General features: G+C 62.6%; 11 protein-coding genes and 1 pseudogene. 10 read left to right on the top strand and 2 right to left on the bottom strand.

What is annotated here, in order from left to right:
* Window positions 1-49 precede the first annotated feature (49 nt).
* From OKW29_RS01485 to OKW29_RS01440, 10 genes and pseudogenes are all read left to right on the top strand, one after another.
* On the top strand, window positions 50-439 hold the full coding sequence (locus OKW29_RS01485; protein WP_429289696.1) for a hypothetical protein: 390 nt from the start codon (window positions 50-52) through the stop codon (window positions 437-439).
* 221 nt (window positions 440-660) lie between these two features.
* A pseudogene (locus OKW29_RS01480) lies at window positions 661-975 on the top strand (transposase); the annotation flags it as partial.
* A gap of 502 nt (window positions 976-1,477) precedes the next feature.
* Complete coding sequence (locus OKW29_RS01475; protein ID WP_429289695.1) at window positions 1,478-2,488, top strand: hypothetical protein; 1,011 nt, start codon at window positions 1,478-1,480, stop codon at window positions 2,486-2,488.
* Between the two features lie 52 nt (window positions 2,489-2,540).
* Window positions 2,541-3,473 (top strand): hypothetical protein, encoded by a 933-nt coding sequence (locus tag OKW29_RS01470; RefSeq protein ID WP_429289694.1) that lies wholly within the window; start codon window positions 2,541-2,543, stop codon window positions 3,471-3,473.
* The gene (locus OKW29_RS01465; RefSeq protein ID WP_429289693.1) at window positions 3,446-4,828 is read left to right on the top strand and encodes a hypothetical protein; all 1,383 of its coding nucleotides are present in this window, start codon (window positions 3,446-3,448) and stop codon (window positions 4,826-4,828) included. The genes OKW29_RS01470 and OKW29_RS01465 overlap by 28 nt, the downstream gene beginning before the upstream one ends.
* A gap of 2 nt (window positions 4,829-4,830) precedes the next feature.
* Complete coding sequence (locus OKW29_RS01460; protein WP_429289692.1) at window positions 4,831-5,367, top strand: hypothetical protein; 537 nt, start codon at window positions 4,831-4,833, stop codon at window positions 5,365-5,367.
* Between the two features lie 67 nt (window positions 5,368-5,434).
* Window positions 5,435-7,300 carry a hypothetical protein gene (locus tag OKW29_RS01455; RefSeq protein WP_429289691.1) on the top strand — a complete coding sequence of 622 codons (1,866 nt, stop codon included), beginning with the start codon at window positions 5,435-5,437 and terminating at the stop codon, window positions 7,298-7,300.
* 41 nt (window positions 7,301-7,341) lie between these two features.
* Complete coding sequence (locus tag OKW29_RS01450) at window positions 7,342-8,514, top strand: hypothetical protein (protein WP_429289690.1); 1,173 nt, start codon at window positions 7,342-7,344, stop codon at window positions 8,512-8,514.
* 21 nt (window positions 8,515-8,535) lie between these two features.
* Entirely contained in the window at window positions 8,536-9,957 is a 1,422-nt protein-coding gene (locus OKW29_RS01445) for a dipeptidase (protein ID WP_429289689.1), read from the top strand.
* 20 nt (window positions 9,958-9,977) lie between these two features.
* Window positions 9,978-10,808: an amidohydrolase family protein gene (locus tag OKW29_RS01440; protein ID WP_429289688.1), complete on the top strand. Its 831-nt coding sequence runs from the start codon at window positions 9,978-9,980 to the stop codon at window positions 10,806-10,808.
* A 10-nt stretch (window positions 10,809-10,818) separates the two neighbouring features.
* Here OKW29_RS01440 and OKW29_RS01435 read toward each other — a convergent pair whose 3' ends face one another.
* Together OKW29_RS01435 and OKW29_RS01430 are read right to left on the bottom strand one after the other, a co-directional pair.
* Window positions 10,819-11,304 (bottom strand): helix-turn-helix domain-containing protein, encoded by a 486-nt coding sequence (locus OKW29_RS01435; RefSeq protein WP_429289687.1) that lies wholly within the window; start codon window positions 11,302-11,304, stop codon window positions 10,819-10,821.
* Window positions 11,305-12,166: 862 nt separating this feature from the next.
* The gene (locus OKW29_RS01430) at window positions 12,167-13,378 is read right to left on the bottom strand and encodes a hypothetical protein (protein WP_429289686.1); all 1,212 of its coding nucleotides are present in this window, start codon (window positions 13,376-13,378) and stop codon (window positions 12,167-12,169) included.
* Between the last annotated feature and the right edge of the window lie 178 nt (window positions 13,379-13,556).

Here is a 13,556-nt window from a genome sequence, read left to right as displayed (position 1 = left end):
GATGTGAAAGATAACGCTTGCAAAGAGGGTTGTGCAGACCTTCCTTAACATGAATCTTGCAATGCAAGGTGCCGGTGGATTTCCTCAAAACCTCGGCGCCGCCGATCCAACCATCGTTACGGGGCCAATGGGCGACTGCGTTTCGGTCATCGTGCTCTACAACTACAACGTCGGAACAAATCAATACGCAAACGCACGCGGCTGGCACGGCTTGGGCGGCGCGCAGGTCGTGAATATGGCGCACATGATGGCCGGCGTTCCGAACGTTGCTCTGACTCAGGTCATCGTAATTCCTGGATCACTGCAGCAATCAAACTACGCACGAGATCAAACCATGGCCCACATCCAGGCCGAGCTTGCCGCGCATGGACTCGTGAACGTGCGCTACATCGCGAACTGTTCCAACGCGACGGTTACTCGGCAAGGCGTGGTGACTTGAGAACTTCAGCGCAGCTCAGAACTTGACTGCTCGCCCGGGCTCAAATGTGTTAGCGCGCCCTCCGCGGCGGATTGACCCCATGCTTCGTGATCGTCGATCTCACCAAGGGCAGGCCACTCGGTTCCTGCGAAGAGAAGTGGCGCCGAGAATTCGGACAGGTCGGTAAGTGGAAAAGCTGGGACCTGAGTCGGTCATAATGGCCGGCAACAAGGAACCAGAAGATGACGAAACGCAACCGACGGACACACTCACCGGCGTTCAAGGCAAAGGTGGCACTCGCGGCGCTCAAGGGCGACAAGACGCTGGCCGAGCTGGCCCAGCAGTTTGATGTGCATCCGAACCAGATCACGGACTGGAAGAAGCAACTGCAGGAGCGTGTTGCCGAAGTGTTCGAGACGGGCCAAACATCGGCCGAGCCCCCGGTCGATGTGAAGGTGTTGCACGCGAAGATCGGGCAATTGACTCTGGAGAACGATTTTTTTGGAAAGCGCGCTCGGCAAGGCGGGATTGCTGAGCGTAAAGCGATGATTGATCGCGAGCCTTCGATAAATCCCTTTCGCTTTTTCTGATTTCTTCGGGGTGGGAGCATACCGCTGCAGCCGCCCGCATTCAACGCCTGCCGTCGTACAACACGCAACTAACAGTCAATCACCTCCGCTTGCCTCCCAAGCTTCGCCCGAACCCTGTCTCCAGGAAGACCGGTGGTCCAGGACGGTGTGTACGGTGCGCAGTAGCTCGATCACGTGCGCGACTGTCTTCGCGTGCTGTTCGCGCTCGTCGGCAGGATGGTCGAGCAGGGTGGCGAGATCGTTGCGATGAATGTCCGCGCGGCGGCCAGCAGCTGCTGACGGATCTCCCCAAGGACGCCGCGCGCGGATCTGCTGTCACCCAGGCCGCGGGCAGGTAGCGCGAACGCGTGACGCACCGGTGTGCGACCACAAACACATTGCCCTGAAGCCGTGACTGTTGCTTGCCGAGATTCGGTCCTAGCCTTCATTCATGTCGTCGAGTCACTTTCATCGCGCAAGGAGGCACAGCATGGGCAACATGAACGAATACGAGTTCGAATCGGAACTCCGCGAGTTCGAGGCGGCTGGCGAGGCCGGTGAAGGCGAAGGCATCCTCGGGGCTCTGAGCGGACTGTTTGGCGAAGGTGAGCTCGAGCAGCACGAACAACATGAATTCGAAGGGCTCGGCGAGTGGGAGGCGGGTGAGGTGCACGAACTCGGCGAACTTCATGAATTCGGCGCGCATCACGAGCTGGGCGAGATGCATGAGCTCGGCGAGCTCCACGAGATGGGCGAACTGCATGAGCTCGGTGAGTTGCACGAGCTGGGCGAACTGCATGAACTCGGCGAGTTCGAAGGCGGCGAGCAGTTCTTCGGCAAAATCGCGCGCTTCGTAAAGAAAAACAGCGGCCTTCTCAAGAACATCGCCAAAATTGCCGCTCCCCTAGTCGGCACCGCGATCGGCGGTCCGCTCGGCGGCATGCTCGGCAAGGCCGCGACGATGGCGCTCGGCGAGGGCGAACTGCATGAGTTGGAGCAGGAACTCGAAGCGTACGAGTACGAGCATCCTGAGGCGTCACACGAAGTGGCACACGAAATCGCACAGCACGAAACTGCCACGCATGAGGCATTCGCCGAAATGCTCGCGGAGGCCGCCGCGCATGAGCAGAACGAAGCCCACGCGGAGGCGATGATGGGCGCCGCGGTGGTCAGCGTCCTCTCGCCCGCTGATCGTGCAGCCTTGCGCCGCGTGCTGCCGCATCTCGTGCGCGGCGCGGCCATCCTCACGCGCTTGCTGCGTCGCCGCCGAGCCACGCGCCCGTATGTGCGCACCGTCCCGCAGATCGTGCGGCGTGCCACGCGCGACATCAAGCGCCAGGCCGCGTCGGGCCGGCCCATCACTCGACGCACCGCCGCCGTCGCCACGGCTAGGCAGGTGCGCCGCGTCCTCGGCAATCCCACCGCCTGCGCGGTGGCTATCCGCAAGAACGTCTCCGCGAGCCGCAGAGTGGCTTCTTCGCGGCGCGCAGTGGCGGGGTGACGGCGGCGCGGTCAACCCTTTCGTTCGAATACGACTGACGCGGAGGCGTGCGATGGTTTCATCGATGATGCAGCACGAATGGGAAGCGCTTGGCGAGGCCGAAGCGGCGTTCGCGCCCGTTGGTGAGTGGGAGGGCGAATTGGAGACGGAGTTCGAGAGCGAGTGGGAATCCGAATTCGAGTCGTCCGGAGACGCGCGTGAGGTGGCGCTGGAGACGGCGAAATCCATCCTGCCCGGCACTGGAGGCGTGCTCGATTCCTATGGCGCGAGCCTGCTTCCGCATCAGGAGTGGGAAAGTGAGCTGGAAGGTGAATTCGAGGCGCAAGGCGAATGGGAGAGCGAGTTCGAGGTGAATCCGGTTCGCAAGGTCTATCTCGACGCGATGCTCGAGCACATGGCGCACGAAGCCGTGCACGCCGAAAGCGAGCAGGAAGCCGTCGAAAGCTTTCTGCCGCTTGTACCGATGCTCGCCAGCAAGATTCTTCCGCTCGCAGCCAAAGCCGCTCCGAAGCTCGCGGCCAGGATCATTCCGCGCATGGCGAAACATGTGACGCGCGTATCGCCCACGTTGAGCCGCGGGATCTCGGGTATCGCGCGCAAGCTCTATCGCAATCCCGGCACTCGCAGCTTGTTGCGCGCGGTGCCAAGCATCGCGCAGCGCACGATGCGGCGCGTCGCGCATCAGGCGGCGATCGGACGGCCGGTCACGGCACGCTCGGCGCTGCGCACACTCGCGCAGCAGACCTATCGGGTGCTGTCGCATCCGGGCGCGCGCGCGCGGGCGCTGCGCAGGCATCGCGGGATGGATCGACACTATCACGGGAGCACAGGCATTCCAGCCGCCGCGACGGGCACGCCGCAGCGGCTCGGTGTGTCGCGCAGGCCTGGCGTGTGCATGTCCTGCGGCGCTCGCGCAGTCGTGCCGATTACAAGCGGACGGCTGCAGGGGCGTTGCGTGTGCAGCCGATGCATGTGTATGCGGTGATCGGGGAGATTGAGATGGAACTCGCGGCGGACCCGCTCACAAGCCTTGAAGGCGCCGTTGACGCAGCAGTGTCCGCACCGCCAGCCGCGCCCGCCGGCGCGCCCGATGTGCTGCGGCCGTGGCTGCGTGCGCAGACGATCAACGTCACGCGTCACGCGGCTGCGCTGCGCCCGTTCAAGGCGGGCGAATTCGGCACACATGCGGCGGCGCCATCGGACGGGCATCTGCAGGCGGTGAACGCGCTCATCGCGAGCCTGCGCAGCGGACTCATGCGCATGACGCAAGGCGTCGGCGAATCTGTCAGCGCGGCGATCGATATGCCCAGCGCAACGCGCCTGCAAGCTGCGATGACGCGCAAGGCGAAGGCGCACGAGTGGGTACGAGGCATCGAAAAGATCTGGGACTTCTATTTCGAGCTCTTCGGCCAGCGCCAGAGCCGCTACGGCGTTTGGCTGCTCGGCTGCGACCGCATCGCAATGGATTGCTATCAGGTCGCTTATACGGGGCTAGGCATCGCCAAATCGATTCCTGCGCCGCCGCCTTTCTGCTACATGCGCACGGGCTTCGCGCCCGCCACGTGGGGGCGCGGTATCCGCATGTCGAAGCTCGGCCGCCAGCTCAATCCGTTTCCCCTGATTCAGTTGCCGTATCACCGGCTGGTGAATCCGTGGACGCTCGCGGCTGTGCTACATGAAGTGTGCCACAACCTGCAATCGGATCTTGGCCTCTCGAAGGATATTCCGAAGGCGATGGCCTCGCGGTTGCTCGCGGCCGGCATGGGCCCGCAGGTCGCGGCAGTCTGGACGCGCTGGAACCGCGAGATGTTCTCCGATGTCTGCGCGGCGCTGCTCGGCGGCCCCGGCATGGTCAGCTCGATCATGGATGTGGTCGGGCGTGAGCCGCAAATCGTCTATGCGTTCAATCCGGCGGGTGTGCATCCGCCGCCCTATTTTCGGATTCTCATCAGCGTCGAAGTGCTTAGGCGCATGGGGTTCGCAGACTACGCCGAGCAGTTCCGCCGTGCGTGGACTCGAATCTACCCCAATCCGCGCTCGGGAGGGTTGCCCATCGCGCTGCTCGACACATTCCCCGAGGCGGTGCGCCTCGCCGTCGACGCAATGGCGTGGCGTCCATACGCGGCGCTCGGGCGGCGCAGCCTCGCGCAGGTTTTTCGCTTCGCTCCGAAGGAGCAGCGCATCGTCGAAGAAGCCGCGCAGCGGCTCGCCGCCGGCAACGATCCGGGCATCGTGCCGGAGCGTTTCCTGATCGGCGCGGCGCGCTTCGCGCTCGATCGCAAGCTGGCGCGGCCTGGCGTGATTGCCGAGAACTTCTACAAGGAACTGGCGCGGAGGTAGCGATGACTATCGAGCTTGCATTCGGTCGGCTGCGCGAGCGGCTCGCCGATCAGCGCGAGGCGCTCGGCGCGCTCTGGACGACGGTCGACGAAGATCGCCCGCGTCACCGCGAAGTCGCGCTTGCTACCCATCTCGCTGATGCCGTGCTGGCGGCGCGCGGTGCACTGGAGGAAGTGGACGAGACCTTCGCGCGAGCATCGGAGGAAAGTACGGCCGAAGCGCTCGCGCGCGGGCACGGCCAGTTTCTGCATTACCAGGAGCTTTTCACGTGCGAGGTCGCGAATTTCGACCGCATCGCGGATTTGTGCAGCGTTGGACGTGAGCGTGGGCGTGAATGGGCGGGCTGGGTGAGCGTCGTGCGCGTCGAGATGGAACAGTGCGCGGAATGCGCGCGCGCGAGCGCCGCGGCTTTGCTCGATTGCTGGATCGAAGTCTGCGAACGGCGGCGCGGCGTGTCGTTGAAAAGCGTGTCGATCGGGCAGCAGATCCGGCTTGGGCAAGGCGGTGCGTGTTCGGGAGAGGCGGACGCGCTCGCGTGAGCGTTAGCGGTCCGGTTGATGCGAGCAGGCGGCCCTAGGAACTGGACGAACGGAGAGGGATTTGATCATGGATGTCAACAAAATCGAGCAATGCATCCTGAGCAGGAAGTCACTGATGCTGGGCTTCGAGCCGCTGGATGCCGACCCCACCGATCTGAGCGTGACCGTCTACGACTATTTCAACGATTCGCTCACGCCGGTCGGCGTTATCCCGGCCGACAAGGCGCAAAAGCCGCTTCATGTTGGGGTGATCGTCTATCAGCTCCAGGCCCCTGGCTTGCAAGGCGAGCACGCCAGGGTGACCGTAATACTGGGTGGGCGGACACTGTACTCCCATACGCAGGACCTGCGGTCGGGCCATGACGCGACGCGCACCGCGCGGGCCGCAGAAGACGCCGTGTCCTATGCGCTTCTGACAGACAACATCAGTGGCGGCACATCGCCCGTCATGCCCACATCGCGTCTCGGCGGTTCGGATACGGGGGGGCTAGCGCAACGCGTCGGCCAGACGCTGCGCGAGGTGCTGGGCTGGAAAGTGCGCGACGACGATCCCAAGGGCTTCGCCGGCGCGCTGAGCGCATCGTTCTCGATCTCGCAAGTCGAAGGCCACACCGACTGGACCTACACTCCGCGCAGCTACGTCGTGCAAAGCGATCTGAACGGCGGCATCACCGGAGCGCAGGCGAGCCTCTATAAGCGCGCACAGGACGCGGTTGACCAGGCGCTGCCGCTGATCGACGGCCTGTATCCGCTCGACCCGGACGCCGACGCTGAGGATATCTCCGCGGTGAAGGCGGTGGCGCGCAAGCAGCTTCAGGAACTCGCGAGCGAACTGGGCGAGCCTAGCGGCCCGAGCATCACACGGGTGGACCGCTTTTTCGACCTGCTGCTCGCGCTGTCCGGCGAGTCATACAGCGACGCGGGTTACACGCAACTGCTCGAGCCGGAGCCCGATAACCTCGGCGGTACGCTGGGGCAGTTGCGCGATCTGCTCGGCTTGAGCTTCTCCGCCGGCTTCGTCAACGGGATACCGGACGAGCAGAATCAGACCAACTATCGCCTGGCGTGCGATCTGGTAACCAGCCTCGCTCAGAGCTTCCTCAACAACCGCCGCTTCTTCGGTCTCAATGCGCCGATGCCATTCCTTGGTACGCAGCTCGTACCGATTTCGCGGCAGCTGTCGGTCGTCGCGGAATCCGTGGATGACCTGCGTTTCACGCTCGATTCGGTGTTCATCGGCGCAGCGGAACGGCAAACGCTCAGACTGGACTTCGGCACGATAGCCGATTCACTGTACGCCGAGGACTTCTTCCGCTGGATCCAGAACTTCGTTACCGACGAAGCCCCGACTTATGTGCAGGACGGCGGCAAGTTCGGCATCGGCAACAGCGTCGTGCCGTTCGCGCAGAGGCTGTACGCCATGACGAATGCGATCGTTCATCAGCCTGGCGCACCACGGCCGCTCCCCGACGGGTTCTACACGGCGCGCGTGCAGCGTTCGATCAAGGCGCTCGCGGATGCGCTCGGCGAACTCGTCAACCTCACCGTGCCGCTTACGCGCGACGTCGTTCCGGCGCCGGTGCCGGTGAGTGTGCGCGCGGCGCTCAATACGGTGCGCATCGGCCTGAAGGACGGTGTGCTGTCGTTCACCGATTCGACAGGAGCGCCCACGACGCCCAGCTCGATCCTGTACAACCTGAGCGTCGTGCCGCTAATCATCACCACGACGCCTGGAAAGAGCACGAGGGTGCAGTTTGTCGATGCGTACGGCAACCCGATGACGCCGAGCGACACGATCCCGCTCGCGCGCGGCGAAAGCGCACCCTTCGAGGTTATCGGCAGCACATCGACTCAAGATATCGTCGTATTCGAGGCGAAAACCAAGGGAAGCACACGCAACGCTGCGCGAGTGGAACTCGTTCTGCTGTCGTAGGCGACAGCCTGAACATTGCGAACGCATAAGGAGTCCGAGCCATGGCTACTGAACAGGACTATCAAGGCCTCTACGATCGCATCGCGGCGCTGCGCGACACGGTGACAAATCGCCTTTCGAGCGAACTGATCTCGAACCCGCAACTGGGCGACTCGCTCACGCAGCAGATCGACGCGCTCCTGCAATCCGTCGTGGATGCAGATGCCAAAGCGCCGGCCCCGCCCGACGGCGGCCTCGCGCAACTGGCCGGCATTGGACCCGACGCGGCGCACAATTTTGGCCAGACGCGCATGACCCAGGGCGTCGAGCCATACGACGAGACCATCACGTCTGAGCGGATCATCGCGGTGGGCGACATGTACTACCTGTATCAGCACGAGACGATCGGCGTGTTCCGCGTGGTGCGCAAGCTCCAGGAGCTGTTTCGCGCGGGTGCGGTGCGGCTGTCGGCGGGGCCGGGCGCGTATGCGCTTTATCAGTTCGATCGCCGCGAGGTGCTGCGCTACACGCAGCGCGACCGCATCGGCGCGTACCGGCGCATTTTCGGCTACGGCAGCGGATCGGGGCCGACGGGCTCCCGTCCAAACATCGACTTCCATAAGCTCTTCACGCATTTTGTTCATCAAGTGACGCTGTTCTGGCGCGACAAGCGCATCTCGGACGTGATCCGCGAACGCGCATTCGACCCAAGTTTCGGCTCCATCGCGATCGTGCGGCGCTCCGGCCTCGACTTGCGCAACAACCTGAAGTGGCTCTCGTTCGGTCACCTCAACGTGCTGCGCGTCGAAGTGATGCAACTGCTCGAAGAGGCCTTCCGCATCCTCAATTCTGACGACGTCAAGCGCCTCTTCGGCGCGGACAACGCCTGGGACGTCGTGGAGGAAGTGCTGATCCGGTATTTCAATGAACGGCTTGTCACGTCGCCGCGCCAGCGCATGGGGGTGACTGGCCGCGAGGTGCTGCGCTGGCTCGCGCAGGATCATATTCTCAAGACTTCGCGTCCCGAATTCGAGGCCTTGCTGCTCGAGATCGCGGAGTATGCGGAGGAATGGCTCACCAGCGCCCAGGCGATGGGACTCGCCGCGCGTACCGGCGAAGCGCGCGTGCTGCCGTGGGACCGCACATCACCCGCCCCGCTGCGGGTGGTCGGGCGCACGCCGCCGGGTGTGCCGGTGCAGCGCGCGCCTGCGCGAGGGCTGGGAAACCGGGTGTGACACCGAAGGTGCGCAGCGGCGATGACCATCGAAGATGTTCAGCGCTATGCACGCGGCCAGCGCCATCGCCATGTCGATGAACTGAAGCGCTTCATCGCGCATGCTTCGGTGAGCGCGCAGCCGGCGCAGGCGGCTTCGCTCAGGCGCTGCGCAGCTTGGCTCGCTGAGCATTTGCGTGGCATCGGGCTCGCCAATGCGCGCGTGCATCCGACGCGCGGTCATCCGATTGTGCACGCATCCTGGCGCACCTCGGGCGCGAAACCTTGCGTGCTCGTCTATGGTCATTACGACGTGCAGCCCGCCGAGCCGCTCGCGCAATGGCACTCGCCGCCTTTTCGGCCGGAGGTGCGCGGCGAACATCTCTACGGCCGAGGCGCGAGCGATGACAAAGGGCAGATGTTCGCCTTCGTCAAGGCGATCGAGGCGTGGTTGCGCGAGCGCGGCCGGCTGCCGGTCGACGTCGTGTGCCTGTTCGAGGGTGAGGAGGAAATCGGCAGCCCAAATCTGCTGGCGTTCGTCGCACGCCACCGCGATGCCTTGCGTTGCGACGCCGCCGTCATGGCCGATGCCGCGATGGCCAGCACGACGCGCCCCGCGCTCGTGCATGCAATGCGCGGCGCGCTCTATCTCGAGTTCGACGTGTATGGGCCGCGCCGAGATCTGCATTCAGGCAATTTTGGCGGAATCGTGCTCAATCCCCTGCAGGCGCTGTGCGAGCTGCTCTCGAGCTTGCACGACACGAGCGGGCGTATCGCCATTGCGGGCTTCTATGATCGCGTGCGCAGCTTCACGCCGCGCGAGCGGAGTCTGATGTCGCGCGACGCGCCGGGTGACCGATCGATAGCGCGAGAGGCTGGAATCGCGGAACCGTGGGGCGAGCCTGGCTTCTCGCTATACGAGCGTCTCGCCGTGAGGCCCGCACTCACCATCAACGGCATCGCTGGCGGTTATTACGGCGCGGGCAGCAAGGGTGTGATCCCGGCTGTCGCACACGCGAAACTCAGCTTTCGGCTCGTGCCAGATCAGGATCCACGGGAGATCGAGCAGCTTCTTCGCGTACATCTGGTGAGGCGATTGCCCGAGGCTGTTCGTGCGCGGTTGCGCGCGGTGTCGGCGGCGCGGCCCGCGCAAATGGACGCGCATCATCCGGTACTCAAAGCGGCGGCGTACGCTTGCGAGCACGCGTTCGGCGTGCGGCCGGCGCTTTTGCGCGGCGGCGGCACGATCCCGGCGCTGCATTGCTTCGATGCGGTGCTCGGCGTGCAAACGGCATTGCTCGGCTTCGCGCCGACCGATGCAAGCCTTCACGCGCCCGACGAAAAGCTGCATCTGCCGACCTTCGAGAAGGCCGTGGCAGCTGCCATCGCGTTTTTTGAGGCCTACGCGGCTACACAGGCGGGCGCGGGACCGGCCGCGCATGGCGCCGGAAGGATCATGGGCTGAACTAACATAAGGACGTCGTCGTGATCATCGATGCGCATTGTCACGCAGGGAAGGGCGATCTCCTGACCGCGCCCTGGAACACCGACGCGCCGCTCGGTGCCTATCTGCGCCGCGCGCGGGCCGCGGGCATCGGGCGGACCGTGGTCTTTCCCGCTTTTCATTCGGACTATGCGCGCGCCAACGACGAACTCGCGCGCATCGTTGCGCATCATGCGGGACGGCTCATCGGCTTCGCGTTCGTTCATTGTGCGCGCGACGCCGGGCGGATTGACGAGATGATCGACCGTGCGGTTCGGCGGCATGGATTTCGCGGCATCAAGGTGCACGGACACGACGGTATGCCGACGCGGGAAGTCTGCGAGGCGGCGCGTCGCTACCGCATTCCGCTGCTCGTCGATGTCGCCGGGCAGGCCTATGTCGTCGACATGCTCGCGGGTGCGTATCCGGACGTCGACTTCATCATCCCGCATATGGGTAGCTTCGCCGACGACTGGCGCGCGCAACAGGCCGTCGTCGACCTGCTCACGCGCCATCCGCGGGTACATGCGGACAGCTCCGGCGTGCGGCGCTTTGACTATCTCGTGGAACTTGTGCGCCGCTCGGGAGCGCGCAAGTTGATCTTCGGGTCGGACGGGCCGTGGCTGCATCCGGGATTAGAGCTGCACAAGATAAGGCTCATCGGGATGAAACCCGCCGAGGAAGCTGCCGTGCTTGGCGGCAACATCATGCGGTTATTGCGTACGCGCCGCTTTCCCAAGACGCGACACGTGAGCTTGCCACCAGCACGCGCACAGGGGGTGCCGGGAGCCGCGCCGTTACCGTACAGCGTGCAATTGGAATATGCGTTGTAGCACCGATTGCTCATGCGCGCCGTTCGAGCGGCGCCGCCGCAGTCGTCGCCGGCGCGCTTGGCGCGCTGCGCGCGAATGGGCCGATATGCAGTTCGTTGAGGCGCCCGACCATCGCTGCACGGGTATTGACGCCGAGCTTTGCATAGATGCGGCGCAGATGCGTGCCGACTGTCCAGCAACTGATGTTCAGCACGGATGCGATCGCCTTGCTGGGATAACCCGCAGCTACCATGCGCGCGATTTCCTGCTCGCGGGGGCTAAGGTGCGCGCGCGAAGGCGCCGCAGTGCGCATGCGAAGCAAAAGATAGCGATAGCCGTCAGCTTCGGTATCGAGCAAAACCTCTTCGCTTTCAGGACATAATTCGAGCGCATCGTCATCGCCGGACGTGCACGACAACGCGACCACAAGCGAACGCAGCAACGGGAGCACGACATCGTGCGCGGACTCGTTGTGCGCGCCGTGCAGCGGAACGGGGATGTCTCCGTCAAGCTCCATGTTCGCAACTCCGTGGCTTCGTGACGTTGAGCCGTTCGCATGTGAGCGTGCCGGCATCGTGCAGGAAACGGATGGTTCCTAGTAAGCTAGTCTCAGGCGTGCGAACTGGCTAGTCGCCAGTTCGCGTGACGCATGAAATGACTAACCGGCGCGATTATCTGTTTAGGGTGAGAGCGTTTTGATGCCATCCAAAATCATTCGGATGCCTAATGCGTTGCATCGTCGAGCAAGTAATGAGGCTGAACTCATGGAAGCTAGTCGGTCGCATCTGAATACGAGGCAATCTGGATTCTAGTAACTAGAGGGAGGGAGCGCAACCCGAGAAAGCGAATTCCTCCATGATGCTTTTCGAGAACATTGACAAATAACGGCTTAAAAAACAAGGCGTTTAGCAATCCTGGTGGTTGTCTAACGTGAATAAGCGGTCAGGCCTTTCACTGGTCACGCAGATAATCTGGATGGTCTGCAATGTGCGTGCTCGATACGGAATACGACCGCGTACACGCGAAACACAGTGCAACCCTGACGTGGAGAAATTAACGTCAAGCTCACTCATAGACGATTTCGTTGAAATTCTCACGTCACATATTGGACCGTCAGCAAGAGAAATATTCTCCCGGATCTTGATCGCCGAATGATCCTCATTCCGTCGATGCGGATTTGCACTCTCAGAACTAGTGGAGTGATGTCGCTACCATCGCGGAACGGCTCCAGATTCACCACTTGGATGGACATCGTGAACATCGACTGGGTCTGGCCGTCCGCTCCGCGCATCGCTTCAGTTTCTGAGTTGTGCGGTTCCTTGTTTCAAAGTTCCCCTCCTGCCCGGATGACCGCTGCGGAAGGTATTATAAAACAGCTGTTAGAGTATCAATGAGCCACTGGCCGCCTCTTTGCCGGGTGCGGACAGGTCAGTCGGACGCTGGATGCTTTCTCTGGGAAAGATGAGCTGGTACCGCTTTTCGAGCTCGTGGGCAGTCTCCGCAGCCTTGGCCCATTGTCGCGCCATCTCGAGATCGAAGTCCCCGGGCCCGCTGCCCCGCCCGGGATTATTGGAAAGAATTTGGGGGCTGCCGCTACGCGTTTTGCTGCGCTCGTAAAAGTACTGCTTGCCGTCCATCGCTCGCCAATACACGTCCCCAACGATCTCTCGGTAAGACTGAAGCCTCAAGCGCAGGCGCGCATAGCGAAAGTCCTGGCTGGCCGCCTCGGATCGCGCACCAAACTGGATCATCAGGAAATGGTAAGCGGTAAGCTCATTGATGAGGACGTTGATGATGTTTTCAACCTGATTGGGGTCGAACTCGATGAGATCGCGGATTGCCTTGCGCGCGCTTTCAAGGGTGAGGAACATCGTATAGACGACGCTTTTCAAGGCTTCATGCCACGGATCATGGGGGCTGCCGTCGGTCAATGGAGTGTCTATCCTGGTCTTGATTCTCAGGGTGTCTCTCATCGCTTTGAAGTACGTATAGAAAGCTGTCACATTCGTCACGACCTTGACATCAAGGACGCGAAGATCCGCCGCGTTGTGATCAAACACCGGAGTGTAGTCCTCGGTCGCATCGAAATGACTGAACGCGTGCCGAATACGCTCGACCATCTGCCGATCAGGCGGCCCGTGAAGATCTATATTGAATGCCTCAATATATCGTCTTGCGGCGTCTGTTATCGCAAAAACACGGCATATGGTGCCGATCTCGCAGGCGAACAAATCGACGACGCCTATGCGCGCACTGCCCGATTGATATGCCCACGCGGTAACGCCGCACGCAAGTGCGATGACAGGACCGACCAAACTTGAGACAGCGAATAACGAGTCGCCGAACAACCGTATCCATGGCCAGGCACTACTGGCCCCCACCACTACTTTCCAATTGTCGGAAACGGTGTGCCGGTAAGAGAAAATAATCGCTAAGACGCTCCCTAGACCCGACACATAGCCTGTCGCCCAGGTTATCAGTCGAAGGTCGGCGACATGCTGCGACTTACCCAGCCTGTTCAACGTCTCAGCGGCCCGCTTTTCGCCTGAACGTCGCACCAGCCATCCGGGGACAACCGCAATCATGGGCATCACTGCCTCCGTCTTTTTCGACGCTCGCCACTCGCGAGGGACGCTCAGAATGTAAACGCCTTCGGAGTGACGGTATATGTAAGACGAACCCCACAGGCAGTTTTTCCATCTGAAGAAGCGCCCATGTCGGCCACAAGTCTGTTCGGATCCGACCAGCGAAGACAAATTTGCGCGGCGT

Origin of the sequence: Paraburkholderia sp. CI3, assembly GCF_050436505.1 — a bacterium.
Classification (GTDB): Bacteria; Pseudomonadota; Gammaproteobacteria; order Burkholderiales; family Burkholderiaceae; genus Paraburkholderia; species Paraburkholderia tuberum.
This window is presented reverse-complemented; position numbering and strand designations above follow the sequence as displayed.